The 24,647-nt window shown below is 51.7% G+C and carries 25 protein-coding genes; 15 read left to right on the plus strand and 10 right to left on the minus strand.

Annotation, left to right across the window (positions count from 1 at the left end; all coding sequences use genetic code 11):
• Window positions 1-10: 10 nt before the first annotated feature.
• From icmF to ACO0LF_RS19870, 12 genes are all read left to right on the plus strand, one after another.
• The gene (gene icmF, locus ACO0LF_RS19815; protein ID WP_423017112.1) at window positions 11-3,289 is read left to right on the plus strand and encodes a fused isobutyryl-CoA mutase/GTPase IcmF; all 3,279 of its coding nucleotides are present in this window, start codon (window positions 11-13) and stop codon (window positions 3,287-3,289) included.
• A gap of 422 nt (window positions 3,290-3,711) precedes the next feature.
• The gene (locus ACO0LF_RS19820) at window positions 3,712-3,960 is read left to right on the plus strand and encodes a hypothetical protein (protein ID WP_423005614.1); all 249 of its coding nucleotides are present in this window, start codon (window positions 3,712-3,714) and stop codon (window positions 3,958-3,960) included.
• 66 nt (window positions 3,961-4,026) lie between these two features.
• A complete protein-coding gene (locus ACO0LF_RS19825) occupies window positions 4,027-4,521 on the plus strand; it encodes a nuclear transport factor 2 family protein (RefSeq protein ID WP_423017114.1) in 495 nt (164 codons plus the stop codon).
• Window positions 4,522-4,536: 15 nt separating this feature from the next.
• Window positions 4,537-4,833 carry a cupin domain-containing protein gene (locus tag ACO0LF_RS19830; protein ID WP_423017116.1) on the plus strand — a complete coding sequence of 99 codons (297 nt, stop codon included), beginning with the start codon at window positions 4,537-4,539 and terminating at the stop codon, window positions 4,831-4,833.
• A gap of 82 nt (window positions 4,834-4,915) precedes the next feature.
• Entirely contained in the window at window positions 4,916-5,392 is a 477-nt protein-coding gene (locus ACO0LF_RS19835; RefSeq protein WP_423017118.1) for a VOC family protein, read from the plus strand.
• Window positions 5,393-5,603: 211 nt separating this feature from the next.
• The gene (locus ACO0LF_RS19840; protein ID WP_423017120.1) at window positions 5,604-5,975 is read left to right on the plus strand and encodes a hypothetical protein; all 372 of its coding nucleotides are present in this window, start codon (window positions 5,604-5,606) and stop codon (window positions 5,973-5,975) included.
• 373 nt (window positions 5,976-6,348) lie between these two features.
• Window positions 6,349-6,849 carry a DinB family protein gene (locus ACO0LF_RS19845; protein ID WP_423017122.1) on the plus strand — a complete coding sequence of 167 codons (501 nt, stop codon included), beginning with the start codon at window positions 6,349-6,351 and terminating at the stop codon, window positions 6,847-6,849.
• Complete coding sequence (locus ACO0LF_RS19850; RefSeq protein ID WP_423017124.1) at window positions 6,846-7,277, plus strand: GNAT family N-acetyltransferase; 432 nt, start codon at window positions 6,846-6,848, stop codon at window positions 7,275-7,277. Before ACO0LF_RS19845 ends, ACO0LF_RS19850 begins: the two co-directional genes overlap by 4 nt.
• Window positions 7,278-7,480: 203 nt before the next feature.
• Window positions 7,481-9,505, plus strand: a complete 2,025-nt coding sequence (locus ACO0LF_RS19855; protein ID WP_423017126.1) for a PAS-domain containing protein — start codon at window positions 7,481-7,483, stop codon at window positions 9,503-9,505.
• Between the two features lie 87 nt (window positions 9,506-9,592).
• A complete protein-coding gene (locus tag ACO0LF_RS19860) occupies window positions 9,593-9,934 on the plus strand; it encodes a zinc ribbon domain-containing protein YjdM (RefSeq protein ID WP_423017128.1) in 342 nt (113 codons plus the stop codon).
• Between the two features lie 14 nt (window positions 9,935-9,948).
• Complete coding sequence (locus ACO0LF_RS19865; protein WP_423017130.1) at window positions 9,949-10,587, plus strand: SGNH/GDSL hydrolase family protein; 639 nt, start codon at window positions 9,949-9,951, stop codon at window positions 10,585-10,587.
• A 6-nt stretch (window positions 10,588-10,593) separates the two neighbouring features.
• Window positions 10,594-11,025 carry a nuclear transport factor 2 family protein gene (locus tag ACO0LF_RS19870; protein WP_423017132.1) on the plus strand — a complete coding sequence of 144 codons (432 nt, stop codon included), beginning with the start codon at window positions 10,594-10,596 and terminating at the stop codon, window positions 11,023-11,025.
• Between the two features lie 62 nt (window positions 11,026-11,087).
• On the opposite strand, the gene ACO0LF_RS19875 is transcribed toward ACO0LF_RS19870, so the two are convergent.
• The 6 genes from ACO0LF_RS19875 to ACO0LF_RS19900 all read right to left on the minus strand — a co-directional run bounded on the left by ACO0LF_RS19875 (window position 11,088) and on the right by ACO0LF_RS19900 (window position 17,776).
• Window positions 11,088-13,010: a M64 family metallopeptidase gene (locus ACO0LF_RS19875; RefSeq protein WP_423017134.1), complete on the minus strand. Its 1,923-nt coding sequence runs from the start codon at window positions 13,008-13,010 to the stop codon at window positions 11,088-11,090.
• Between the two features lie 185 nt (window positions 13,011-13,195).
• Window positions 13,196-14,677 carry a sulfite reductase subunit alpha gene (locus ACO0LF_RS19880; RefSeq protein WP_423017136.1) on the minus strand — a complete coding sequence of 494 codons (1,482 nt, stop codon included), beginning with the start codon at window positions 14,675-14,677 and terminating at the stop codon, window positions 13,196-13,198.
• 2 nt (window positions 14,678-14,679) lie between these two features.
• Window positions 14,680-15,681 carry an FAD:protein FMN transferase gene (locus ACO0LF_RS19885; RefSeq protein ID WP_423017138.1) on the minus strand — a complete coding sequence of 334 codons (1,002 nt, stop codon included), beginning with the start codon at window positions 15,679-15,681 and terminating at the stop codon, window positions 14,680-14,682.
• Between the two features lie 24 nt (window positions 15,682-15,705).
• Window positions 15,706-16,515, minus strand: a complete 810-nt coding sequence (locus tag ACO0LF_RS19890) for a DUF4198 domain-containing protein (protein ID WP_423017140.1) — start codon at window positions 16,513-16,515, stop codon at window positions 15,706-15,708.
• A gap of 42 nt (window positions 16,516-16,557) precedes the next feature.
• Window positions 16,558-17,076 carry a DUF2271 domain-containing protein gene (locus tag ACO0LF_RS19895; RefSeq protein ID WP_423017142.1) on the minus strand — a complete coding sequence of 173 codons (519 nt, stop codon included), beginning with the start codon at window positions 17,074-17,076 and terminating at the stop codon, window positions 16,558-16,560.
• Window positions 17,077-17,119: 43 nt separating this feature from the next.
• Window positions 17,120-17,776 (minus strand): PepSY-associated TM helix domain-containing protein, encoded by a 657-nt coding sequence (locus tag ACO0LF_RS19900; protein ID WP_423017144.1) that lies wholly within the window; start codon window positions 17,774-17,776, stop codon window positions 17,120-17,122.
• A gap of 175 nt (window positions 17,777-17,951) precedes the next feature.
• On the opposite strand from ACO0LF_RS19900, the gene glmU reads away from it, so the two are divergent.
• Window positions 17,952-19,310, plus strand: a complete 1,359-nt coding sequence (gene glmU / locus ACO0LF_RS19905; protein ID WP_423017146.1) for a bifunctional UDP-N-acetylglucosamine diphosphorylase/glucosamine-1-phosphate N-acetyltransferase GlmU — start codon at window positions 17,952-17,954, stop codon at window positions 19,308-19,310.
• Between the two features lie 57 nt (window positions 19,311-19,367).
• On the opposite strand, the gene ACO0LF_RS19910 is transcribed toward glmU, so the two are convergent.
• Window positions 19,368-20,105, minus strand: coding sequence for a hypothetical protein (locus ACO0LF_RS19910; RefSeq protein WP_423017148.1), 738 nt, complete (start codon window positions 20,103-20,105; stop codon window positions 19,368-19,370).
• 296 nt (window positions 20,106-20,401) lie between these two features.
• Between ACO0LF_RS19910 and ACO0LF_RS19915 the strand changes: the two genes are divergently transcribed.
• The gene (locus ACO0LF_RS19915; RefSeq protein ID WP_423017150.1) at window positions 20,402-21,451 is read left to right on the plus strand and encodes a porin; all 1,050 of its coding nucleotides are present in this window, start codon (window positions 20,402-20,404) and stop codon (window positions 21,449-21,451) included.
• A 114-nt stretch (window positions 21,452-21,565) separates the two neighbouring features.
• On the opposite strand, the gene ACO0LF_RS19920 is transcribed toward ACO0LF_RS19915, so the two are convergent.
• The 3 genes from ACO0LF_RS19920 to ACO0LF_RS19930 are packed head-to-tail and all read right to left on the minus strand — an operon-like array spanning window position 21,566 to window position 23,754.
• Entirely contained in the window at window positions 21,566-22,384 is an 819-nt protein-coding gene (locus tag ACO0LF_RS19920; RefSeq protein WP_423017152.1) for an SDR family oxidoreductase, read from the minus strand.
• Window positions 22,381-23,136, minus strand: a complete 756-nt coding sequence (locus tag ACO0LF_RS19925; protein WP_423017154.1) for a class II aldolase/adducin family protein — start codon at window positions 23,134-23,136, stop codon at window positions 22,381-22,383. Before ACO0LF_RS19925 ends, ACO0LF_RS19920 begins: the two co-directional genes overlap by 4 nt.
• A gap of 27 nt (window positions 23,137-23,163) precedes the next feature.
• Complete coding sequence (locus ACO0LF_RS19930; RefSeq protein ID WP_423017156.1) at window positions 23,164-23,754, minus strand: HD domain-containing protein; 591 nt, start codon at window positions 23,752-23,754, stop codon at window positions 23,164-23,166.
• A gap of 216 nt (window positions 23,755-23,970) precedes the next feature.
• Here ACO0LF_RS19930 and ACO0LF_RS19935 point away from each other — a divergent pair, with 216 nt between their 5' ends.
• On the plus strand, window positions 23,971-24,639 hold the full coding sequence (locus ACO0LF_RS19935; RefSeq protein ID WP_423017158.1) for a Crp/Fnr family transcriptional regulator: 669 nt from the start codon (window positions 23,971-23,973) through the stop codon (window positions 24,637-24,639).
• The last annotated feature ends 8 nt before the right edge of the window (window positions 24,640-24,647 follow it).

Raw genomic sequence — 24,647 nt, forward strand, 5'->3', positions numbered from 1 at the left:
TGAGGAAGACATGACTGACCTGTCCGTTGCCCAGAACCTGACTGAATACAAACCTGCCAACAAAGTGCGCTTTGTTACTGCCGCTTCCCTGTTCGATGGCCATGATGCCTCGATCAATATCATGCGCCGCATCCTGATGGCGAATGGTGCAGAAGTGATCCATCTGGGCCATAACCGTTCGGTAGAGGAAATTGTCACTGCGGCCCTGCAGGAAGATGCCCAGGGCATCGCCATTTCCAGTTACCAGGGTGGCCATGTTGAATACTTCAAATACATGATAGACCTGCTCAAACAACGCGGCGGTGCGCACATCAAGGTATTTGGCGGCGGCGGTGGTGTCATCGTGCCGGAAGAAATAGCTGACTTGCATGCCTATGGCGTGACCCGTATTTTCAGCCCTGAAGATGGCCAGCGCATGGGCCTGGTGGGCATGATTTTATCGATGATACAGGCTTGCGACAGCGACCTGTCCGGCTATGCACCAACGACGCTGGCAGTATTGCAGCAAGGCGATATCGCCGACAAGCATCGCCCGCTGGCACAATTGATTACTGCGCTGGAAAACGACAAGGTCGCGCCGGAATTGCGCACACAATTGATGGATGCGGCCAAAGCCAGCAAGGCACCAACCCTGGGTATTACAGGTACTGGTGGCGCCGGTAAATCTTCTCTGACAGATGAACTCATACGTCGCATACGCCTGGACCAGGATGATCACCTGAACATCGCCCTGATTTCCATCGACCCATCGCGCCGCAAATCTGGCGGTGCCTTGCTGGGTGACCGCATACGCATGAATGCGATCAATCCCTGGAAGGGCAAGCTTAAGGTTTTCATGCGCTCGCTGGCAACCCGTGAAGCGGGTTCAGAAATTTCGCAAGCCTTGCCAGATGTGATCGCAGCCTGCAAGGTCGCTGGCTTCGATCTCGTCATCGTCGAGACTTCCGGCATAGGCCAGGGTGATGCAGCCATCGTGCCGCATGTTGACGTCTCCATGTATGTCATGACACCAGAATTTGGTGCGGCGTCACAACTGGAAAAAATCGACATGCTCGATTTTGCCGATTTTGTCGCCATCAATAAATTCGACCGCAAAGGCGCACAGGATGCCCTGCGCGACGTCGCCAAACAATACCAGCGCAACCGCGAATTATGGACGCAGAAGCCAGATGAAATGCCAGTCTATGGCACGCAGGCTTCACGCTTCAATGATGATGGTGTGACTGCTCTGTATCAAGGCATCTTGCCAGCACTGGTGCAACGCGGCTTGCTGGCCAAGCCCAGCAAGCTGGCTGCGATCAGCGTCAAATATTCCAGCGCCAAGAATGTCATCGTGCCACCAGCACGCAGCCGTTACCTGGCTGAGATTGCTGATACGGTACGCGCCTATCACAAGAACACCGGCAAGCAGGTCTTGATAGCCCGTGAACGCCAGCAACTGCAAGAAAGCAAGCGCATGCTGTCAGTGGCAGGCAAGTCTGCTGACTTTGATGACTTGATCACTGAACGTGAAAACCGCCTCGACGGTGAATCCAAAAAACTCATTAGCATGTGGCCAGACATGCAGGCTGCTTATGCCGGTGATGAATATGTCGTCAAGATTCGCGATAAAGAGATACGCACCCGCCTGGTACAGCAATCCCTGTCAGGCACCAAGATACGCAAGGTGGCTTTGCCACGCTTTGTCGATCATGGTGAAATCCTGCGCTGGCTGTTGCTGGAAAATGTGCCTGGTTCTTTTCCCTTCACCGCTGGTGTATTTGCCTTCAAACGTGAAGGTGAAGACCCTACCCGCATGTTTGCCGGTGAGGGTGATCCTTTCCGTACCAACCGTCGCTTCAAGCTGGTATCGCAAGGCATGGATGCCAAGCGTCTGTCTACTGCTTTTGACTCAGTGACCCTGTACGGCGCAGACCCGGCCATACGTCCTGATATCTACGGCAAGGTCGGTAATTCCGGCGTGTCAGTCGCGACACTGGAAGACATGAAGGTCCTGTATGACGGCTTTGATCTGTGCGACCCGGCCACATCGGTATCCATGACCATCAATGGCCCGGCACCGACCATACTGGCTTTCTTCATGAACACGGCGATTGATCAACAGATGGAAAAATTCCGCGTCGATAACAAGCGTGAACCAACTGCCGATGAATCCGCCAAGATACGCGCCTGGGTATTGCAGAACGTGCGCGGCACTGTGCAGGCAGATATCCTGAAAGAAGACCAGGGGCAGAACACCTGCATCTTTTCAACAGAATTTTCGCTGAAGGTCATGGGCGATATACAGGAATATTTCGTCCATCATCAGGTGCGCAATTTCTATTCTGTTTCCATCTCCGGCTATCACATTGCCGAAGCAGGCGCGAACCCGATTTCACAACTGGCGTTCACCCTGTCGAATGGCTTCACCTTTGTCGAAGCTTATCTGGCACGTGGCATGCATATAGATGATTTTGCGGCCAACCTGTCCTTCTTCTTCAGCAATGGCATGGATCCTGAATACACGGTACTGGGCCGTGTCGCCCGCCGTATCTGGGCAGTGGCCATGCGTGACAAATATGGTGCGAATGACCGCAGCCAGAAACTCAAATATCATATCCAGACCAGTGGCCGTTCTCTGCATGCGCAAGAGATCGATTTCAACGATATCCGCACCACACTGCAAGCCCTGATTGCGATCTACGACAACTGCAACAGCCTGCACACCAATGCCTATGATGAAGCCATCACCACGCCTACTGATGAATCTGTACGCCGTGCGCTGGCTATCCAGCTCATTATCAACCGTGAATGGGGTCTGGCGAAAAACGAGAACCCTATCCAGGGCAGCTTCATCATCGAAGAACTGACCGACATGGTAGAAGAAGCTGTCATGCAGGAGTTTGAACGCATCGCAGAACGCGGTGGCGTACTCGGTGCCATGGAAACCGGCTATCAGCGCGGCAAGATACAGGAAGAATCCATGCACTATGAGCACCTGAAACATGATGGCACTCTGCCTATCATCGGTGTGAATACCTTCCGCAATCCTAAAGCCAATGACACGCCGCAAAAGATAGAACTGGCGCGTTCTACTGAAGAAGAAAAGCAATCGCAGTTACAACGCCTGGCGGATTTCCATGGCCGTCATGCGGACGTGGCACCGAAGGCACTGGCAGCTTTGCAGCAGGCGGCGATCAATAATGAGAATGTGTTTGCCAGGTTGATGGATGCGGCGCGGGTTTGTTCGTTGGGGCAGATTACGACGGCGCTGTTCGAGGTTGGTGGACAGTACAGACGCAACATGTAGGAAGCTTCAAAAACCTTTTAATCGGGCGCATAGCTGCGTTGTAAATGCTCGCAATACCGACGTATTGCTGTGCTTTACGCCTTGCTCTGCATCCCGGTGAAAAGGTTTTTCGAAGCTCCCTGACGGCAGTCGGAAAAATCGGAACACCAATTAGCGGGCGCATTAGCGCATCCCGCTGAATTTAGTAGGGTGCGCTATGCGCACCATGTTTCAAGCACTATTAAACCTCAAAATCTAGGATCGGGCACATAGCTATTTGCAATTACGAAGTAGTGCTGTCCTTTGCGCCTTGTGTAAGGCAACAAAAAGCCCGAATATAAATTCGGGCTTTTTGTTTTTTGCTAAGTGCTATTTATTGCTAGAATACCTGTCTACATTCAATCTGGTCATGGCTGCGATACTGCAGCTTTCAGGAGTATTTCATGCGCACTATTATTTTCTTGGCTTGTCTTTCTATTCTCGCGGCCTGCAACAAACCTGCAGAACCCAAGGTGGAGCCTAAGGCTGAATCCTCGGCTCCCAATCTTCTTTCCGCACAGAAAGAGCAGCTGGATAAGGCGAAGGCAGTGGCGGATACAGTGCAAAGGGTGGCGGATGAACAAAGGGCGGTTATTGAGGTCAATACCGGTGGGGCTGCCGCCAAACCTGCCAAGAATGATGCGAATAAGTAGTATCTGTCTTCGTTAAGCTGGGGCTGGCGGCTTATTTATTTGTTTTCCTTATATAAGGAGTCTTGAATGCCGATCTTTTTTCGTGGTCTTGCTTTAGCTGTTAGTCTTAGCCTGCCCTTGCTTGCTCATGCGCAATTGCCTGTGCAAGCCAACCCTGATCATGCAGCCATGCTGGCCAGTGCAGATGCAGGTCTGGCTGCCAATAAGCGTTTGGTATATGACTTTTGGCGCGAAGTGTTTGAGGGCGGGCATATGGAGCTGGCAGATAAATACCTGGCAGAAAGCTATATGCAGCACAACCCCAGTGTAGCGACCGGGCGTGCGGGTTTTGTGGAAGTCTTCAGCAAATTCGTCAAGCCCAAAGAAATACAGGCCAGGGTCAAGGCTCCTTTGGTGGCGATCACGGCCGAGGGCGATAAAGTGATTTTAAGCTTTGTCAGTACCGTACCTGACCCCAAAGTTGCCAGCAAGAAATACACGACCACCTGGTTTGATATGTTCCGTATAGAAAACGGGAAAATTGCAGAACACTGGGACCCAGCTTTAAAAGACAGTCATTGAGAGGTTTGCGCTTAAATGTTGCATAAGAATTTGCTTTCCGAAGCGGCCGCTTTGCCAGCCGCCTGGCGGTCTACTATTTTGGGTAAAGCGGGTGGTGCGCAAGTCAAAGTCTTGCGCATGGATGAAAGTGATTATCCAGATGAAACCCACGATTTTACTGAAGCCTTGCTGGTATTGGATGGGCAAATGAACCTGGATATCCACGGTGAGATTGTGACTGTCAAAGCCGGGGAGTTGTATCTGGTGCCTGCCCATACACCGCATGCGGTGGCTGCGGGGAGCAAGGGTACGCTGGTCATTATTGATCAATAAACGGCTTGATGTTACCAGGAGTTTTGGCTGTAGCTTGTGCACTTCATCTTGAATTCGCCATATTTAAAACGGAGACAGCATCATGCAAAAAATTACCCCCTTCCTCTGGTTTGATCACCAGGCAGAAGAAGCAGTAGCGTTTTACCTCGACATCTTCAAGGATGGAAAAATCCTGCACCTGGCCCGCTATGGCGAAGGGGCGCCCCTGCCCAAGGGGACGGTACTGACCATCAAGTTCACCGTGGCAGGACAAGAATTTGTGGCCTTGAATGGTGGCCCCCACTACACTTTTACTCCGGCGATTTCCTTCGTCGTCAATTGTGATACCCAGGAAGAAGTTGATTATTACTGGGACAAATTACTCGCGGGCGGTGGTCAGGAAAGCCAGTGTGCCTGGCTCACTGATAAATACGGCGTCTCCTGGCAAGTCGTGCCGCAGGCCCTGATCAATTATCTCAATGATGCTGACCCGGCCAAGGCGCAAAGAGTCATGATGGCCATGTTCAAGATGAAAAAAATCATCATCGCTGATCTGGACCAGGCTTATGCCGGTTCCTGAGTTTGTAACTTGTGTAAATGTTTTTAGCAGCTTTTAAAGACCAGCTTTATTTATGTAAGAGTGTCAGGCAGGGCAGTGATCAGATTCATTTTCCCTGCTTCTGTTTTTTCCTGACTTCATACTATCATCATGTATACAAAGGTAAATAAAATTGAAATTAATCAAGTCAACAATAGCGGCGTTTTTCTTATGTGCCATAGCGGGGTTTGCCATGGCTGAAACCGTCGTCATGAATCCCTACGGTAAATACCTGGAAGGCGAAGATGTAGAAGTAGAGGTAGCTCAATTCGCTGCCAAAAACACCGATGGTTTATATGATGTCTTGCTGAAGATGCGCGGCGCAGCGGCCTTTAATGCCGGCATCGATGGCAAGACCATTAAATACCGCGCGGTACCCGGCGGCTCTGGTGTTGATTACCAGGTCAATGGCAAAACCCGCATGACCATGCGTCAAAATAATGGCGCTTCTTACTTCCAGGTGTTCCTGGATGGCAGGGGAATTTCTATTGCTGAAGTCAAGGCACGCTCGCAGGAAGTAAGGCCCCTGCATCTGCTGACGGCTTCGACGGAAAGTGGTAAATAAAAAGCTGTTGCCAAATCGAGCTGGCCTTGTTGCATCAACAGGATGCAGGCTTGCAAAAGAATACTGGCGACGACGCGTGGCCTGCACCTGTTAGGGGGCACCACGCGTACCATCTTTGGCATATGCACCTGCTGCCATGCGCGATGCCATTCTCTCTTAACATTCTCGACAATGAGGCTGGTGCGCGCGGCGCACCCTACAAAACCAGGCTAGCTTGGTACTCTCTGCGATTTTAGTCTTGCCTGTACTATTTCATGCCGCCAGCGCGCTGCAGAGATGGGTATAAGTCGCTAAAATGCTTGTGACGGATGACAACTGTTTGCTTGCCTCATGTGCTTGCGAGCAAGGACTGACAAGTATTGGGAGAGACTATATGCATACCAAAAAACTTTTATTGAGCCTGTTTGAATACAAGGCCTGGGCCAATACTGAGCTGTATCAATTGATGGCCAGCGTGCCTGCTGATACTTATGCGCGCGAGTTGCATGATGCCATACGCATACTCAATCATATCCATGTCGTTGACCAGATATTCATGGCGAATCTGCAAGGGCAGCGACATGCCTTTACTTCCCTCAATACCAGGGAAACACCTGCACTGCCTGACTTGCAGCAAAGTGTGCAAGAGTTGGATCTCTGGTACCAGACCTATATCACTGCCCAGACCGAGGACAGCTTTGCTGAAGACATCCATTTCAGCTTTGTCGATGGCAAGCCAGGTTGCATGTCGCGTGGCGAAATACTCTTGCATGTGGCTACACATGGGAATTACCATCGTGGTGCAGTAGGACGCATCTTGTTCCAGACAGGCACGCAGCCGCCGCGCGACACCTTGACGGTATTTCTGAGCCAGCAAGCGGCGGCCCTGTCTTGATAGACATACGCAAAGCCAGCGACGGAGATGCCTGTGCATTGCAGGCAATTTACCAGCAGTGCATCGTAACTGCTGCCTGGCAGACGCGTGCTGCAACGGCTATTCCTGATTTTGCCAGCGTGTCCATAGACGAGACTATCTGGGTAGCCGTGGATGCTGATCAGCAGGTATTGGCCCTGTTGGCAGTGCAAGACGCCGGGGCTTATGTCCACCATTTATATGTAGATCCACAGGCACAGGGACAAGGTCTGGGCAAGGCACTGCTGCTGCACCTGCAAAGCTATCTGGCTTTCCCCTGGCGCTTGAAATGTGTGGCAGAAAATCATGACGCCCTGAAATTTTATCAGCATCTGGGCTGGCAAGAAATTGAGCAGGGGCACAGTGAGGATGGCGTTTATTGGCTGCTGGAGCATACCGGGCCGCTGTGATGAACGCGGCTCTACCATCTGTGATTGAGTTGATTTGGTAAAAAACAATCCTTAATTGAGTTGTTTAGAGTTGTTTAGAGCTGTTACACATTGTGGAGTCTTGATACTGTCGGATTTGCCGCTAGTGCTCTGCCCGAGGTATGATGAGTGCTGACAAATCCACTTCGTTGATTACTCCGCATTCAGCTCAATCAGGACTGTCCATGCCAGGCAAAGTTGAAGTATCCAGAGTTGCCCTATACCGTGCCATGGTAGAACAGGCTCTGGATGCCTTGCTGGTATTGGAAGGCGAGCATTTCATTGATTGCAATCCCAGTGCTGAAAAGATGTTTGGATTGTCAAGAGAGCAATTATTGCTGAGCACCCCCTTGCATCTGTCTCCCAAGACGCAATTTGATGGGCGTGACTCACTGACTGCTGCAGCGGCATATATCGCACTGACCAAATCTGGCCAGCCCCAGCGCTTTGACTGGGCTTCACGCAAGTCCGATGGCAGTTTGTTCACGACGGAAGTAGCGCTGAGCCTACTGGAGGAAGATGGCAGGCAGTGCATTATTGCCGTGGTGCGCGATGTTACCGAGCGCAGGCAGGTTGAGCGAATGGCACGCAGGAAAAATGAAAAACTGCGTATCTTGCTGGAAAATTTCCCTGGCGGCGTTTCCCTGATCGATGAAAATCTCAGGGTGGTTGCCTGGAATAATGAATTATTGCGCATGCTGGATTTGCCACCAGCCTTGTTCCAGGGGCAGCAACCACTGGCGCGCGAAGTATTCGAAGCCAATATCAAACGTGGTGAATATGGGGAATTCAGTGCCGCCAGTGATGAGGAGAAACTGGCCAAGCTCATGGACATCATCCAAAGTGATACTCCCTATTCTTATGAACGCACACGTTCAGATGGCAGCATCATAGAAGTACGTGGTGTGCCGGTAGAAGGAGGCGGCTTTGTCACTACCTGCATGGACGTGACGGCAAAGCATCACATAGAGCAGGAGTTCCGCAAGCAGTCGCTTTTCCTGAAAGCCGTGCTGGCACATATGCCCCAGGGTTTGAGCGTGTTTGACGCGCAACTGCAACTCTATTTATGGAACCAGGGCTTCCTGGATGTGCTCAACTATCATCCTGATACCATTTATCAAGGTGTGCCCTTTGCTGACCTGTTGCGCATCATGGCAGAGCGCGGCGAATATGGGGAGGGCGATATAGATGAACTCGTCAATACCAGGCTTGAGCTTGCCAGACAATTCCAGGCACACCAGTTTGAACGCACCCGGCCTAATGCGAATACTCATCTGGTTCAGGGCAAGCCCATCCATGAGGATGGCAAGTTACAGGGATTCGTGACTACCTATACCGATATCACTGAGCTTAAAAAAGTACAGACGGCCTTGTCAAAAGCCAATGCCTTGCTGGAGCAAAATATCGCCGAACGAACCACAGAATTGCGCCACACCCAGGATGATTTGATGCGCAGTGAAAAACTGGCTGCCCTGGGTTCACTGGTAGCTGGTGTGGCGCATGAACTCAATACCCCCATCGGTAATAGCTTGCTGACCTCCAGCACCCTGCAAGCCAAGACCCAGGAATTTGCCCAGAAGGTGGCGGACGGTAATTTGCGTCGCTCTGACCTGAGCGCCTATTTGCAAGCGGCCCAGCACGCCAGCGAATTGATAGAACATGGCTTGAAGAGTGCCGCTGATCTGGTTGCCAGTTTCAAGCAGGTGGCGGTGGACCAGGCCAGCTCCAAGCGCCGCCGTTTTCATGTCAGCAAGGTATGCCATGATGTCATCGCCACCATGATGTCCAAGATACGCCAGGCCGGTTTGCAAATCAGCATGGATATTCCCGTGCATATAGAAATGGATAGTTTCCCCGGCCCTTTCGATCAGGTCATTTGCAATCTGGTCGACAATGCCATTTTGCATGCCTTCGAAGGCCGGGCCGATGGGCATATACAGATCAGCGCCGCCATGCTGGATCAGGACAGGCTGGAAATTCGCTTTGAAGACAATGGCGTGGGCATACCCCAGGAAAATCTGGGGCGCATTTTTGATCCCTTCTTTACGACCAAACTGGGCCAGGGTGGTAGTGGACTAGGCATGCATATCGTCTACAACATCGTCACCAGTTTATTGGGCGGCGATATTCGCATAGACAGCGAACAAGGAGAGGGAACCAGCTTCATCATGCAAATTCCCTTGCTGGCCCCGGTCAATGAGACTGACTAATATTCAAGTGTCTTGAATTATCCAGCGTATTAGTAAATCAAGGCACTCGGGTATACTGGGCGTCTTTTTGCATCAAGAAAGTCGCTCATGTCCACTTCCCCCGCCTGCCCGGTCTGCTCCCTGGAAAATACCTATCCAGATGGCGACAATTATATCTGTGCCGATTGCGCGCATGAGTGGCCCATACAGGCTGCCGCCGCAGCGGATGATCACGATGAGCGCATCATCAAAGATGCCAATGGTAATGTGCTGGCCGATGGCGATGCCGTGGTTCTCATCAAGGATTTGAAGGTCAAGGGTTCATCCACCACGCTGAAAATGGGTAGCAAGGTAAAAAGCATACGCCTGGTTGCTGGCGACCATGAAGTCGATTGTAAAATGGATGCAGGCAATTTCATGTTGAAAGCCTGTTACCTGAAAAAAGTCTGATAGAGGAATAAAGCATGCGACACATACTGGTCTATGGTGACTCCATGTCCTGGGGCTTGATCCCGACGACACGCAAACGCCTGAATTTTGAGGAACGCTGGCCAGGTGTACTGGAAATAGGCCTCAATAGTGCCGATCACCATGTGCGCGTGGTCGAAGATTGTCTCAACGGTCGCCGTACCGTCTGGGATGATCCCTTCAAGCCAGGGCGTAATGGATCGCAAGGTCTGGCGCAGCGCATAGAAACCCTGACACCCTTGTCACTGGTGATCGTCATGCTGGGCATCAATGATTTCCAGTCCATGCATCAGAATGATGCATGGTTGTCCGGCCAGGGGCTGGCGGTGATTATCAATACCATACGCCAGGCACCGATAGAGCCGGGCATGCAAATCCCGCCCATACTGGTCGTCGCGCCGCCCTTGCCGCATACCCCCAAGGGGGCGATTGCTCCTAAATTCCTTGGTTGCGAAGAAAAATCTGCTGGCCTGGCCGATGCTTACAAAGAAGTCGCCGCAACGGCGGGCTGTCATTTCTTTGATGCTGGCAGTGTCGTCAGCTCCAGTGAGTATGATGGCGTGCATCTGGATGCAGACCAGCATTTGATACTGGGCTGGGAATTGGTTGGTGTCGTTTCTTCCATACTGAAATAATTTTTCATGAATACTGATTTGCACGCGATTCAAAACTTGCTGGCCAGGTTCGCCAATAGTTTTGACCTGAAAGACTGGGATGCCTTATGCGCCTGCCTGGCGAGCTCTATTTATACTGACTATTCTGACTTGCGTGGCACGCCACCTGAGCAAATGAGCAATCAGCATTATGTGGAGTTACGTCGCATGGCCCTGCAAGAATTGCGCACCCATCACCTGGGTGGCAATACTGAAATCGAGATCAGTGGCGAGCAAGCCAGGGCAAAAGTGTCGACCATTATTTTTCGCCAGAATGCAGCTGGTGAAACCCTGCACACCCATTGCCTCTATGAATTTGGTTTGCACAAAGTGAGCAGCAGCTGGCTCATCAATGCCATAGTCCAGAAAGTCTTCTGGAGCGATGGCCAGACCGCGATACATGCAGGCATCGTGAAATAAATAAAGCCACCGTAAAGGTGGCTTATTGTGATTGGCAGTGCCTGCCCGGCTGATTTTGCTAATCAGGCAAATTGTATTTGTCCGTCATACAGACCTATCAGGGTAATGGCAGCACTGGTGTCGGTCGCTGTGACAGCTGCGGCAATTGCCATACCATTGGTGATCGAGGTTTCTGGTGTCAGGTAATTCAAACCCCATTCAACTGCAAACTGGTTGGCAACCTTGATTTTATTATCCAGCAGATCGACTACCCAGCCATTGTTCGGGTCGCCCTTGAAGACACGCGCGCCAGCCAATATGGCACTGACCATGGAACCGCGGCTAAATATGCCATTGTCGAGTTGATTGAGCCAGTATTTCATGCCTGCTGCATCGGCACCATCTTTGGCACCCAGGGCATTCTTGTAAATATTATTGATGAAATCCGTATTGCTGAGCCCTGCGGTGTAACCAGTTTGTACCGGGAATTTCGCTGCTGCCTCGAAAAAAACATCCCCTATCTGCTTGAGCGTTAGCCCAGACTTGAATTGCGTGACCCAGTAATCGAGGCCATCGGCATCTGGCACGCAATTGAAATAGGCAACATACAATTCTTCCAGTGACTGCAGGTCTGCCGTCTTGATGGAGTGGGCATTATCGTATACCGTGGTGTTGACGATGAAATCGGAAAACTGGATTTTCTCTACGCTATGTGTCGCCCAGTAAGCCGCATTCTGATTGCCGAGCAATAAGGTGTTGTTACCGATTTCATTGATGAAATAACTGCCTCCTCCTTTACCCAGTTTGGCGTTGAGGACCAGGGTATCAGTACCGCTACCGCCATCGATATAGTCATAACGTGTCGTTTCGGGGGCATTCAAGCCTATAAAATTATTGCTCCCGTCGAACTGGTAAATAGTATTGCTACCATTTAAGCCACCGCTGGGGCCGCTAATATTGATGATGGTTTTGTCCAGCGTCGTGGTTTCGACTTGCTGGGTGGTGTTCAAGTCTTTGCGTATATAGCCGGTATTATCGATAGTCGTCAGGCTCAGGCTGGCCCCGGATTTGTAGGCACCGGAAGCATAGGCATCAAAATAGATTTTATCCGTGGTATTGACGGTGTTGCCATTGATTTTCCAGGTATATCCCAGCAAGCTGCTATCAGGTACGGAAGGCTGATAAATACCCGGTATGCTGCTGTAAAGGTCCAGGTAGTCGCCTATGGCGGCATAATATTTCAAGGCAAAGGCTTCTTTTTCAGGTGCACTGAAAGCCACACCCAGATGATTCATTTTTGAATCCTGGGTGGCACGCCAGATGCCAGTATCACGGTAATAGCCGCCTTGATAAGTACCAACGATGCCCAGATCACCATCTTTAAAGCCCAGCCAGGCAGACCAGGGGATGCGGCTCAGGGAATCAGTGACATGGGGGCTTTTCAAAAAGCCAGGGTCGGTGACCGGATAATTGCTGGCGATGGAGGTATCGACATATTCATCCTGCAGACCGGCAAAGCTGTGGCCTATCTCATGCAAGACCACTTCGGCAGACGAGATATTCCCGGCAGAAGCCCAGGCGATAGAACCACCGGCACCGCCATACAGGCTGGTATTCACCAGTACCACCACCAGCTCATGCGCGTCACTGGCGACGGCATTATTGACAGCCTCATCTACTTTGGAAAAATCGCCATACAGCAAACGACCATCGCTGCCATGTTGGCTCGCATCGAAATAAGTATTGACGCTGATATTCTTGTTGGGCTGGTCTGTCCCTGATTGGGCTGAGGCGACAAACAGGGCGCTGGCATTGAATAAATTCTTGTACGGTGAAAACGGTGCATTCAGCTTGGCATTGGCATCGCCCAGCATATTGTCGAGAAAGCTTTGTGCATCAGCCAAAAACTTGGCTCTTTCTGCAGCCGTATAGCCTTCGGCCACAAAGACAATATCAACACGGTGTTTGCTACTACCGGTATTTAGTATGGGGGTGACATCTGCCATGATGGATTAGCCTTGTATAGGGGTAGAAGGGGTTGTTTTCACTTCTAACAACCCCGGTAAATATATTAGCGATTTTGAGCAAATGCTATCCTACAACAAGGTTCATGAAAAAATACATGACTTTCATGTATTGAATTGCAACAAGTGTTGCAATTCCGCTGACACGGCAAATCATGCATTCAATATTAATATACGTCGCGCCTATATAGTCCTAGCTCCGCCATGTTTTCCAGTTTATCCACACCCAGCAGTTTGCTCAAGGTCTGGTGCACATCTTCTGCCATGCCTTGCAGGCTGCCGCAGATGAGAATGGCGGCACCTTGCTCTACCCAGGCTTGTATATCTGCGCCCTGTTCTTGCAAGACATGCTGTACATAACGGCGTTCAGCCTGGTCACGTGAAAAGCACAGGTTCAGTTGACTGAGTACGCCATCGGTTTGCCAGCGCAGTATTTCTTCGCGATGGAAAAAATCATGGGCTGCATTTCTTTCTCCAAAAATCAGCCAGTTCTGCAAGCGACCATTTGCTGCGCGCGCCTTGATATGGGCACGCAAACCGGCCAGCCCGGTGCCATTGCCGATCAGGATGAGCGGGCAGTCTTGCTGCGGTGTATGGAAATTGCGGTTTGCGCGTATGCGCAGTTTGATGGTCTGGCCAATTTCTGCATAGGCAGTCAGCCAGCCCGATCCTATACCCAGACTGCCGTCTGGGCGATGCATCTGGCGCACCAGTAATTCCAGCTTGCCATCGGCTGGCAAAGACGAGATCGAGTATTCGCGGTGCGGCAAGGCGGGGCGCTCGACGAGATGACTGGCCGGATCGGAGTCTGGCGGATAATCAGGGCCTATTTCAGCGATATCTCCCGCTTGCCACAGATGAGCGCTACTGTCTGCAGGGATACAGGCAATGCGATAAGCAGGTCCGCCCAGGCTGCCGGGATTGAGTAATTCTCTCTCCGTCAGTATCCAGTCCTGATAACCAGGCTTGCTCCAGTCTGCCATTTCAGTGTGACCGCTGAGCAAGCCCAGATAATGTTGCCAATGACGCAGTGCGCCTTCATCGCCATTATCGACTTCTACCATGTCAAACAGGCTATGCGCCTGCTGGTGCCTGAGCCAGTGATCCAGCCTGTGGGCAAAGGCGCAAAATTGCTGATAATGCCGGTCACCCAGGGCCAGCACGGCAAAATGCAAATGCGATAAATCAATATTCCTCCTCATCAGATTGCGGGTGAAGGCCGCCGCATTATCGGGGGCATCTCCTTCACCGCTGGTGCTGACGACAAACAGTATACGTTTGCTTTTAGCCAGGTTCTCTTGTTTGATGGCAGCCAGGCTGCTAATGGCCACGCTCATGCCAGCATCTTGCAAATGCTGGGCAGTCTTGATGGCGATTTGTTCTGCAAAACCAGTCTGACTGGCATAGGCGACCAGGATGCCTTGCGCGTCCATCAAAGCAACATCACTGCTCAAGCCCTGATGCTGGCTGGCCTGGGCTGCTTTGTGCCTGCTCATGGTTTGCAGACAAAAGCTCAGGTAACTGAGGATGACCAGGGCAGCACTGACTTGTTTTTGTACAAAAGAAGGGAGGAAAAAACTAGCCAGGCAGAATAAGCTCAAGGCCAGGCAGATGCGATTCATCCAGCTTGAAGAGGGCAGGCGCATCATGTTTAATCCAGCATGGTGCGCAGGGCATTGCTGATTTTTTCTTGGTAGCTTGTCGCGGTTCTTTGCAAGAACAAGGCGGCAATCTGATGCTGGTTGGCATACTCCAGCCCGGCGCTGCTACCCAGCACAGTCAGTGCCGTTGCCAGTGCATCTGCCACCATGCATTCAGCGTGCAATACCGTTACCGAAGCCAGATCATTTGCTAGCGGATATCCACTACGCGGGTCCAGTGTATGAGAATAGCGGCGGCCATCCTCCTCAAAATACTGACGATAGTCACCCGAAGTTGCGGCCGACAAACCATGCAGGGCGACCAGGTATTCCTTGTCCAGAGTATTGCTGCCAGCCGGACTTTCTATCCTGATCCACCAGGGTGACTTGTCCTTCTTCATACCCAGCCCACGCAGTTCACCACCCAGCTCTATCAGGTAGCTGTGGATATCTTGTGCATCGAGATAACGGGCAATCTGGTCCAGGGCAAAGCCCTTGGCTATCGACGATAAATCCAGGGCGATGTCGCCAGTCTTGCGCAGCCGCCGGTGCAGATGATCGAGTTCCAATGACTTCCAGTTCGCTGCCTGTAATGCAGCCTGAATAGCTTCAGGCTCAGGCACATTGCTGCGTTTGCCAGCAGGACCAAAACCCCATAGATCAACCAGTTTGCCCGCAGTGATATCGTAAGCGCCGCCAGTCTGTTGCGACAGGTAAAGACTATAGTCGACCAGCCTGAAAAACTCTGGCGTCACCTCGTGCCAGCCATGCAGGGGAGCACGATTGAAAGTGCATAACAGCGAGGACGGATCCCAGCTACTCATCTGCATGATGACCTGGTTTAATTCATGCTCTATACCAGCCTGCAAGACCTGTGCGTCGTGTGCTGGCGAGCAAAGCAGTTGCACAGTCCAGCGGGTACCCATGCTATCGCCACTGAGTGTCAGGCTGATGGCAGAGTCGGGCGGAATTTGTGGTTCCGCCACATCCAGCGGTATAAAAACACGACGCATATTGCTGTTGATAATAAAGCTTGATTACTGAGGCAAGACTTCCAGCGTTGCTACATAGCTGGCGACCCTGGACTTGGCGGGGGCCTTGACTTGCTTGTCATCCTTGACCTCGGCTTCCAGCCAGTACATGCCTGCGTTTGCCCAGGTCACACTGAACTTGCCTTCATTGTCGGTGACGATGGTTTTTTCATCGAGTTTCTGGCGATAGCGCACACCACCAGGTATCAGGGTCACTCTGACTTTGGCGGCTGGTTTGCCATCCAGGGTCAGGCGGAATTGTGCGGTTTCACCCGCCACCAGGTCGTTGGGATGGGTGGCACCACTCAATTCCAGGCCACTGCCGGTGATGTCCATGGCTTTGCCACCAGGCTTGCCATTCGTCACAAAGGTTTCTATACGGCCTGAGCGTTGTGTGACTTGCAGTTCTTCTGCATTGGCTGGTACTTCCTTGGCGAAAGTTTCTGCCGTACCGCGCCAGCGTTTGACTTTACCTTCTTCTTTATAGCTGGCAAACAGGCCTTCATTGAGTATGCCCATTTTATAGCTACCCGCCTGGCTCAGTTTCACATCAAAGCTGCTGCGGTATTTGCCTGTACTGGCATTTTCCGGCTTCAGTGCAGTGCCATCCGGTGCCGTGATGAAGAGATTGTCCAGCTTCAAAGGCATGTGATCAAAAACGAAGACATCAGTGGCGGCTGCGGCATCTACCGTTACCCAGGGGGTATTACCTGCCACTACGGTGGATGAAGGTACCAGGAAGGTACGATGCGCCTGGGCTGCAAAAGCGGCGCAAGCCAGTGTCGAGAAGAGGGCGATTTTTTTAATAGTGTGCATGATTATCCTTGAGCCGGTTTTTTAGCCGGTTTTTTAGCCTAATTATTTGATGGTCACAGCAATGGCACCCAGTTCATGGCTGCCCTGGGCTTTGAGGTTTTGCTCGCCCTTGGCTTGCCACTGGAATGGCACTTTGACGACTTCGCGGCCACCACCTTCACGCGCAGCTTCGACGATGAGCTGGTAATCACCGGCTGGCAGCTTGGCCAGCACACCCTTGTCGCCTGCAAAGCTCAGGGTTTGCTCACCTGTGGTACGGGTTGCACCGCTGAGTCCATCCACCGGCAATTGCAATTCGCGACCACTGCGACGCCACCATTGACGCAAATCCTTGAGCCATTTGGCACCTTCGTTGTCACGCTTTTTCAAGTCATACCAGACCGACAAATTGCCAGCAAATGTCTGGTCTGGTTTTTCCAGCCAGATAGCGACATAGGGCTTGTGGTATTCAGCCACATTCAGGCGTGGCACTTCAACTTTCAGTGTCAGATCAGCCGCGACGACATTCATGGCTGGTGCACCAAGCAGACTGGTGATGGCAAACGGGAGCAATTTACGCATGGATATACAACCTTTATGGACTAAGAGTAAACGGTATTAATAATCAATGGATGAACATCAGGGCCAGCATGAGAGGCAGCACCAGGCCAAATACCACCACGGGCCAGGTACTGGGGCGCTTGCCTGCATGCATCTTCAGCAGGAACAGACCAGTCACGCAAAAAATCAGGCAGACCACGGCAAAGGCATCGATGAACCAGTTCCATGCATTGCCAGTATTACGGCCCTTATGCAAGTCATTGAAATAGGCGATCCAGCCACGGCTGGTCAGCTCATATTCAATCTCGCCATTGTCCAGTGCTATGCGTATCCAGGCGTCGCCACCAGGGCGAGGCAAACCTATATACACTTCTTCCGGCGACCATTCCGGCGTTTGATCACCCAGCTTGATATTCAGCTCATGTGCCAGCCAGTCGCTGACTTCGCCCGGTATGGCAGCGTCATCGGTATTTTTCAAGGCATTCAATTGCGACAACAGGGCCAGCGGCAAGCGACCTTCTTTTTTGCTGACCACAGGCTGGGCCTCTATCTGGGCCGAATGGTTCAGGGTGATGCCGGTGGCAGCAAACAACAACATGGCAATCAGGCAAAGTGCCGAGCTGATCCAGTGCCATTGATGCAAATGTCGTAACCAGAAAGACCTGCTTTGCTGCTGCGCTAAATTGTCTGAACCGGCTTGCATGAATTTATTCTTGCTCATTCTAAATGATAATTATTCTCAATTGTACATGTAGTCAGGCTGGAAAAGCAGGAGGAATTGTACATTTTTGTTTCTTGCCATCATCCTGATATTTTCCTGTACCAGGCTGCTACCGCAGTCTGGCCATGCTGCGCATGTTAAACTTTTAAGGATTTCAACTTATATTTCCCCCATTATGAATGTCGTTATTCTTGCTGCCGGTATGGGCAAACGCATGCAATCTTCCCTGCCCAAGGTCTTGCATACACTGGCAGGCCAGCCCCTGCTGAGCCATGTGATTGCCACGGCGCGCCAACTCAAGGCCAGCAATATTTGCGTGGTTTATGGTCATGGCGGTGAGCAAGTGCCAACTACCGTGGCTGCGCAAGACTTGCGTTTCGCCCTGCAAGAGCCGCAACTGGGTACTGGCCATGCGGTAGCCCAGGCCTTGCCTGTGCTCGATGTCAACCAGCCTACCCTGGTCTTGTATGGCGATGTGCCACTGACTACGGCTGCCAGCCTGGCGCGCCTGATGGCGGTTGCCGGCAATGACAAACTAGGCATACTGACTGTGAATATGACAGACCCGACTGGCCTGGGCCGCATGGTCAGGGAAGCAGGCGTCATCACGCGCATCGTCGAACAAAAAGATGCCAATGAGGCAGAGCGCCAGATCACCGAAACCAATACCGGCATCATGCTGATACCCACCGCCCACTTGCAAAAATGGCTGGGCAACTTGTCCAACAAAAATGCCCAGGGTGAATATTATTTAACGGATATCGTCGCCCAGGCGGTTGCCGATGGTGTTGAAGTCGTCTCCGCCCAACCCGACGCAGTCTGGGAAACCCTGGGTGTTAACAGCAAGGTGCAATTGGCTGATCTGGAGCGCACGCATCAAAAAAATATCGCCCTCAAACTGCTGGAGCAAGGTGTCGGCCTGTATGACCCGGCCCGCATCGATGTACGTGGCAGCCTGCAATGCGGGCGCGATGTTTCTATCGACGTAGGCTGTGTCTTTATTGGCGAGGTCCATCTGGAAGACGGCGTGACTATAGGCCCTAACTGCGTCATCAAGGATGCCCGTATCGCTGCAGGCAGCAATATCAAGGCTTTCTGCCATATAGAAGATGCCGTGGTCGGCGCCAAATCACAGATAGGCCCTTACGCGAGATTGCGCCCGGGCACAGAGCTGGCAGAGGATGTGCACATTGGTAATTTTGTCGAAGTCAAGAATAGCCAGATCGCCACGCACAGCAAGGCCAATCACCTCGCCTATATCGGTGACGCCACCATAGGTAGCCGCGTCAATATCGGTGCAGGTACGATTACCTGCAATTATGATGGCGTGAACAAATCCCGTACCATCATCGAAGACGATGCCTTCATCGGCAGCGATACCCAACTGGTGGCACCAGTGCGGGTGGGCAAGGGCGCGACGCTGGGCGCGGGCACCACGCTGACCAAGGATGCACCGGAAGGCAAGCTGACCGTCTCACGCGCAAAACAAATCACGATCGATGGCTGGCAGCGTCCAGTCAAAATCAAGAAGTAAGTATTATGTGTAGCGGCCAGTCATAAGCTGGCCGCTTTCACGAAGTACATCAACAGATCAAGACAATGTTTGCAATAACTGCGCAGCTTTCTGAGCTTGCGGTGCATTGTTTTTCACTATTTCATTCAGGTATTTCTTCGCTTCATCGGCATGATTTTTCTCTGCCGCCAAAGTTGCTGCGCGCATCCACACTGCACCGCGGAAATTTACATCAGTCTGGGCAAACTGCTGGGCATCGATGACATCTTTCAGTAATTGCTCACCCTGGTCATGACGGTTCATGATTCTTGGTACAGCCAGATAAGTGCTGGCGGCGACAAAGCGCACTTCCAGCGCCACCGGTACGCTGCCATGCATGGCCTGGCTGGTGCTCGCCAGTTGCAAAGCCTGTTCCACCATCGCTGTGCCATCTTCCAGTGCCGTGGTTTTTTCACCTTTGGCAAATTTGTCGAGTGAAGACTTGGCGGTTGCGGCACCGGCATAAGACATCAGCAAAGGGTTACCAGGTTCCTGTTGCAGCATATTGTTGAAGGTGCTGGCAGTTTGCTGGTTGGCGTTACGGCTGGCATCGATCTCGGCTTGCCCCAGTGAATTGATGTAATCCTGGTTCAGCCAGACATTGACAGCATTGGCGACATATTGCTCCTGGCTAATGGTCGGTGTGTTCACCAGTTGTTTGACTGCCGTTTTAAATTCAGTTTCAGAAAAAGCCATGGCATTGCTGGCTGTCAGGGTGGCGATACCTGCGGCAAGCAGCAGGGTTTTGATCGTCGTAGTAGTAAAAATGTTTTTCATGATGAGCTCCATTCAGTAAGTGATTTGCGTTGTTGGGGACGGCAATGACAGATTAGGGCTAGGCCTGGCAAGTCACTACCTGTATGAGATCAGGCGCAGGAATATGGTGTGAAGCATGAAAAATCTGGCGTGAAAGGAAAATCGGAATAGAGAGGCGAATTCACAACACTGCACCGTCCTGGCCAGGACAAAGTGCCCTTAGAAAGGCAACTGAAAGCTTGTACTCCTTAGCATGTGTAGCGACTACATGACAGACATGTTGTTCGCAAAACAAAAATTTCCATAGGAGAACACCAATGAAGAAGCTACTTGGCCTGGCCACGCTGGCATGCATGGCAACAGCAGCCCATGCGCAATCCACCGTCACCATTTATGGCTTGATAGATGCCAACATCACTTACAACAATAATGCCGATGCCAATAAAGGCAGCCAGTTCAAACTCAATAGCGGCGGCATGAATACCTCGCGCTTTGGCTTGCGTGGCAGTGAAGACCTGGGTGGTGGCTTGAAAGCCATCATGCAACTCGAAGGCGGCATCCTGCTCGACACCGGTGCTTCTGATGGTGACATCTTTGGCCGACAGGCCAATGTCGGCTTGCAAGGTGATTTTGGCCGCGTCGTCGCTGGCCGCTCTTATAGCACCACCTATGATTTCATCCTGCCCTTTGACCCCATGGGTTATGCGCCGCAATATTCCTGGGCGACTTCTGCCGGTGCTACAGGTGGCCGCAAAGATGGCATGCTGACCACCATTTCCAACCTGGTCAAATACCAGTATGACGGCAAGGGTTACAAGCTGGGTGCGACCTATGGTTTTGGTGAAGTGGCAGGTAATACTTCCGGCAATGCCAAATACATTATTGCTGCCAGCGCATTCGATGGGCCATGGGCTGCCGTCATCACCTATGAGCAAAACAATAGCGCACCGATAGCCAATGGCTCCTATGACCAGGCCAAGGTCTTGCACCTGGCAGGCTCATATGATTTTGGTGAGGTGAAGCTGTTTGCCGGTTACCGCAATTTCAAGAAAACCCTGGCGACAGGCGCAGCAGACCAACGCAGTGATACCTTATGGCTGGGTGGCAATTATGCATTGACACCCGCCTGGACCTTGACGGGCGTCTACTACTATCAGGACATCAAGAATGTGGCAGCAGGTGCAGATGCTGATCCGGGTTTGCTGACACTGCGCGCCAAATACGCCATGTCGAAACGCACTGATATTTATATCGCTGGTGGCTATGCCAAGGCCAGCAATAACAAGCTGACGGGTGTGTCACGTGATGATGCAGGCTTTGCGACGAATCAGACTTCAGCAACTGTTGGTATACAACACCGCTTCTAAATTTGCAAAATAAAATTGGCCTGTAGGAGCGGCTTCAGCCGCGAACAGCATACCGTTACGGCTGTAAACGTTCGCGGCGAAAGCCGCTCCTACGAAACCTGGCGAAAGCCTATGTTAATGCGGCCTGACATCCTTCTTCAAAGCCGCCATGGCCATCTTCTCGACCAGGCCAGGCGCTATCAATTTCAACCAGCGTCCCAGCTTGCCCTTGAAGCTCATGACCACTTCACGGTCACCACGCTCATAGCCGCGTATGATCAAGGATGCGCATTCTTCTACCGACATGGCATCGTCTTCTTTCAAGCCACTCTTGCCTGCTGCTTCACCAGCGGCGTTATAACCGTTATAGCGTATCCGGGTAGCGACGACGCCAGGGTAGGCCAGCGTGACCCTGACGCCAGCCTCTTTTAATTCTGAACGCAGGCATTCAAAAAAACCAGCCATGGCAAACTTGCTGGCGCTATAGGCTGTGCGGCCAGGTACGCCGATCAGGCCAGCCAGTGAAGAGACAGCGACGATGGCACCACGTGATTTTTTTAGATGGGGCAGGGCAGCATGAGTGCACCAAACGCTGCCCCAGAAATTGATACGCATCAGTTCTTGATACCAGCCCAGGTTATCCACTTCTTCCAGCAGGGCCTGGGCTGATTTACCCGCATTATTGATGAGCACATCGATGCTGCCAAATTGTTCTACGGCAGCTTCTATCAGATTGCGGCAATTGGCTTCCATGCCGACATCGGTTTTAACGATGAGTGATACAGCACCAAAGGTCTTGCATTCGGCAGCGACTTTTTTGAGCGCTTCTTCATTGCGCGCCGCCAGCACCAGTGCCAGGCTGCTGCCATATTTCCTGGCCAGTTGACGCGCGATTTCTGCTCCTATTCCATCTGAACTACCGGTAATGACGACGACCTTGTGCTTTGCCTTCATAGTTTATAACTTTCATCCGTTCGATCAAGTTTGCGTATCAGGGAAGGCCAGACAAAGGCACCGCCCAAACCACCAGTCTGCACGCGCATGGCTTCTGCCACCCCTTTGACGATGAGGGGATTCACATGGACCAGTTCCCCGCCCGCCTGCGCTGCCAGTTGTATCTGGCAAGTCGCTTCAAAGGTGTACATGGACAGGAAGGCATCGGCGATCGATTTGCCCACTGTCAATAAACCATGATTGCGCAACACCAGAAAGTTAGCCTGTCCCATGTCAGCTTGCAAGCGTGGTTTCTCATCTTCCCTGAAGGCAACGCCCTCATAATCATGATAAGCCAGCGATGCCAGCACAAAAGTTGATTGCTGCGACAAGGGTAGCACGCCACATTTTTGTGCGCTGACGGCAACACCAGCACGTGTATGCGTATGCAAAACACATTGCACATCTTCGCGCGCGGCATGCACTGCACTATGAATGACAAAGCCAGCCGGGTTCACCGGAAAGGGCGAATCAATCACCTTATTGCATTGCTGGTCGACCTTCACCAGAGAGGAAGCCGTGATTTCATCAAACATCAAACCATAAGGATTGATAAGGAAATGATGTTCAGGCCCGGGGATGCGCGCACTGATATGGGTAAATACCAGGTCGCTCCAGCCATAGACTGCCACCAGGCGATAACAGGCCGCCAGATCGGTGCGTAATTGCCATTCTTCTGCGCTGACCTGATCTTTGACTGAGGGGATGTTCATATTGTCTCCAGTGTTGTTTTTTTGTGATTACTGTTTATTGTCAGCGCTTATAGCCGCTTTATAAATCGTATTGCGTGGCTGGCTGAACAGTTTTTTCAGCATGGGTTCAAATTCCACCAGCGGGAAAGTTTCTGCATGCGCATCAAAAGACGGATTGTCATACAGAGCGCAAAATTCTGCCGTGCGTTCAAAATGGGGATGAGAGCGGAATTGCTCACGCATATCCCTGTCCATGCCCACGTGATGGAAAAAATAGTGCCCCTGGAAAATACCATGGTGTTGCACCATCCATAGATTGTCTTCGCTGACAAAGGGTTTCAGGATGGCAGCGGCAATATCAGGATGATTGAAAGAACCCAGGGTATCGCCTATGTCATGCAAGAGCGCGCAGCAGACATATTCCTCATCGCGGCCATCGCGCAAGGCACGCGTAGCGGTTTGCAGCGAGTGAGTAAAGCGGTCTATCGGGAAACCACCATAGTCCCCTTCCAGCAAACGCAAGTGTTGTAAGACCCGGTCGGACAAGCCCTGGGCAAACTGGCGAAATTCGCCGCCTATCAATTGCCAGTCTTGCTGGGTACTGTCCTCCATGCGGACGAATTGAGCACGATGTTGCATTTGAATACTCCCTGAAGAAGTGGCAGAGACATACATTACAACGTGGATTCCCACTATAACTGTCAAATATTTTACAATTTTATTTTGCCGGGCTCGATGGTTGACTATGGTTCATTATGGATCACATCTAGTCACCAGTGGTCACCACTGATCATCAATGCTTACCATCGGCGACAATTCTTTTTGTTGGTGCAAATGACATCAAAAGCAAATGTAATGAGCACCCTGCTGGCTGACCCATGGTTCGCCAGCCTGCCTTTAGCAGACCGTAAGAGCATGTTAGTCTCTTGTGAACATGTGCGCTTGCGTCCGGGTGAAATGTTGTTCCGCCAAGGCGATGCGCCCTGTGGTTTTTATGCCCTGCTCAGTGGCACGATCAAGATGTCTACCCTGAGCATGGAAGGGCGCGAAGCCATCCTTATCTTCCTTGAGGCGGCTACCTGGTTTGGTGAAATCTCCCTGATCGATGATATGCCACGCACCCACGATGCAACGGCGCTGGACGAGGTGGAATTGTTGATGCTTGATCCTGCAGCTTTTCGCAGCCTCATGCAACGCCATACCTTCGCCGCTGCAATCGCCCACATGCTGGCCAGGCGCATACGCTTGCTATATGGCATAGTCGAAGATGCCAGCCTGCGTTCAGTGCGGGCCAGGGTGGCGCGTCGTTTGCTGCTGCTGGCAGAAGTTGCCCAGCGCCAGCAAGACCAGCATGCCATAGTGCCAGTAACCCAGGAGGCACTGGCCATGATGCTGGGTATGACACGTCAAACCTTGTCGAAAGAATTAAGATTTTTCAAGCAACATGGTTTGATACGCCTGGCTTATGGCAAGATAGAAATTCTGGCGGAAAACAAGCTATTTGCCTTATGTGACAAAGAGTGACTTTTCTG

Source organism: Undibacterium sp. Di27W (genome assembly GCF_049340345.1).
Classification (GTDB): domain Bacteria; phylum Pseudomonadota; class Gammaproteobacteria; order Burkholderiales; family Burkholderiaceae_D; genus Undibacterium.

Bases quoted from the DNA above. Each gene is read 5' to 3' on its own strand.
- icmF (WP_423017112.1), top strand. From the start codon at position 11: ATGACTGACCTGTCCGTTGCCCAGAACCTGACTGAATACAAACCTGCC.
- ACO0LF_RS19820 (WP_423005614.1), top strand. From the start codon at position 3,712: ATGCGCACTATTATTTTCTTGGCTTGTCTTTCTATTCTCGCGGCCTGC.
- ACO0LF_RS19825 (WP_423017114.1), top strand. From the start codon at position 4,027: ATGCCGATCTTTTTTCGTGGTCTTGCTTTAGCTGTTAGTCTTAGCCTG.
- ACO0LF_RS19830 (WP_423017116.1), top strand. From the start codon at position 4,537: ATGTTGCATAAGAATTTGCTTTCCGAAGCGGCCGCTTTGCCAGCCGCC.
- ACO0LF_RS19835 (WP_423017118.1), top strand. From the start codon at position 4,916: ATGCAAAAAATTACCCCCTTCCTCTGGTTTGATCACCAGGCAGAAGAA.
- ACO0LF_RS19840 (WP_423017120.1), top strand. From the start codon at position 5,604: ATGGCTGAAACCGTCGTCATGAATCCCTACGGTAAATACCTGGAAGGC.
- ACO0LF_RS19845 (WP_423017122.1), top strand. From the start codon at position 6,349: ATGCATACCAAAAAACTTTTATTGAGCCTGTTTGAATACAAGGCCTGG.
- ACO0LF_RS19855 (WP_423017126.1), top strand. From the start codon at position 7,481: ATGCCAGGCAAAGTTGAAGTATCCAGAGTTGCCCTATACCGTGCCATG.
- ACO0LF_RS19860 (WP_423017128.1), top strand. From the start codon at position 9,593: ATGTCCACTTCCCCCGCCTGCCCGGTCTGCTCCCTGGAAAATACCTAT.
- ACO0LF_RS19865 (WP_423017130.1), top strand. From the start codon at position 9,949: ATGCGACACATACTGGTCTATGGTGACTCCATGTCCTGGGGCTTGATC.
- ACO0LF_RS19870 (WP_423017132.1), top strand. From the start codon at position 10,594: ATGAATACTGATTTGCACGCGATTCAAAACTTGCTGGCCAGGTTCGCC.
- ACO0LF_RS19875 (WP_423017134.1), bottom strand. From the start codon at position 13,010: ATGGCAGATGTCACCCCCATACTAAATACCGGTAGTAGCAAACACCGT.
- ACO0LF_RS19880 (WP_423017136.1), bottom strand. From the start codon at position 14,677: ATGATGCGCCTGCCCTCTTCAAGCTGGATGAATCGCATCTGCCTGGCC.
- ACO0LF_RS19885 (WP_423017138.1), bottom strand. From the start codon at position 15,681: ATGCGTCGTGTTTTTATACCGCTGGATGTGGCGGAACCACAAATTCCG.
- ACO0LF_RS19890 (WP_423017140.1), bottom strand. From the start codon at position 16,515: ATGCACACTATTAAAAAAATCGCCCTCTTCTCGACACTGGCTTGCGCC.
- ACO0LF_RS19895 (WP_423017142.1), bottom strand. From the start codon at position 17,076: ATGCGTAAATTGCTCCCGTTTGCCATCACCAGTCTGCTTGGTGCACCA.
- ACO0LF_RS19900 (WP_423017144.1), bottom strand. From the start codon at position 17,776: ATGAGCAAGAATAAATTCATGCAAGCCGGTTCAGACAATTTAGCGCAG.
- glmU (WP_423017146.1), top strand. From the start codon at position 17,952: ATGAATGTCGTTATTCTTGCTGCCGGTATGGGCAAACGCATGCAATCT.
- ACO0LF_RS19910 (WP_423017148.1), bottom strand. From the start codon at position 20,105: ATGAAAAACATTTTTACTACTACGACGATCAAAACCCTGCTGCTTGCC.
- ACO0LF_RS19915 (WP_423017150.1), top strand. From the start codon at position 20,402: ATGAAGAAGCTACTTGGCCTGGCCACGCTGGCATGCATGGCAACAGCA.
- ACO0LF_RS19920 (WP_423017152.1), bottom strand. From the start codon at position 22,384: ATGAAGGCAAAGCACAAGGTCGTCGTCATTACCGGTAGTTCAGATGGA.
- ACO0LF_RS19925 (WP_423017154.1), bottom strand. From the start codon at position 23,136: ATGAACATCCCCTCAGTCAAAGATCAGGTCAGCGCAGAAGAATGGCAA.
- ACO0LF_RS19930 (WP_423017156.1), bottom strand. From the start codon at position 23,754: ATGCAACATCGTGCTCAATTCGTCCGCATGGAGGACAGTACCCAGCAA.
- ACO0LF_RS19935 (WP_423017158.1), top strand. From the start codon at position 23,971: ATGAGCACCCTGCTGGCTGACCCATGGTTCGCCAGCCTGCCTTTAGCA.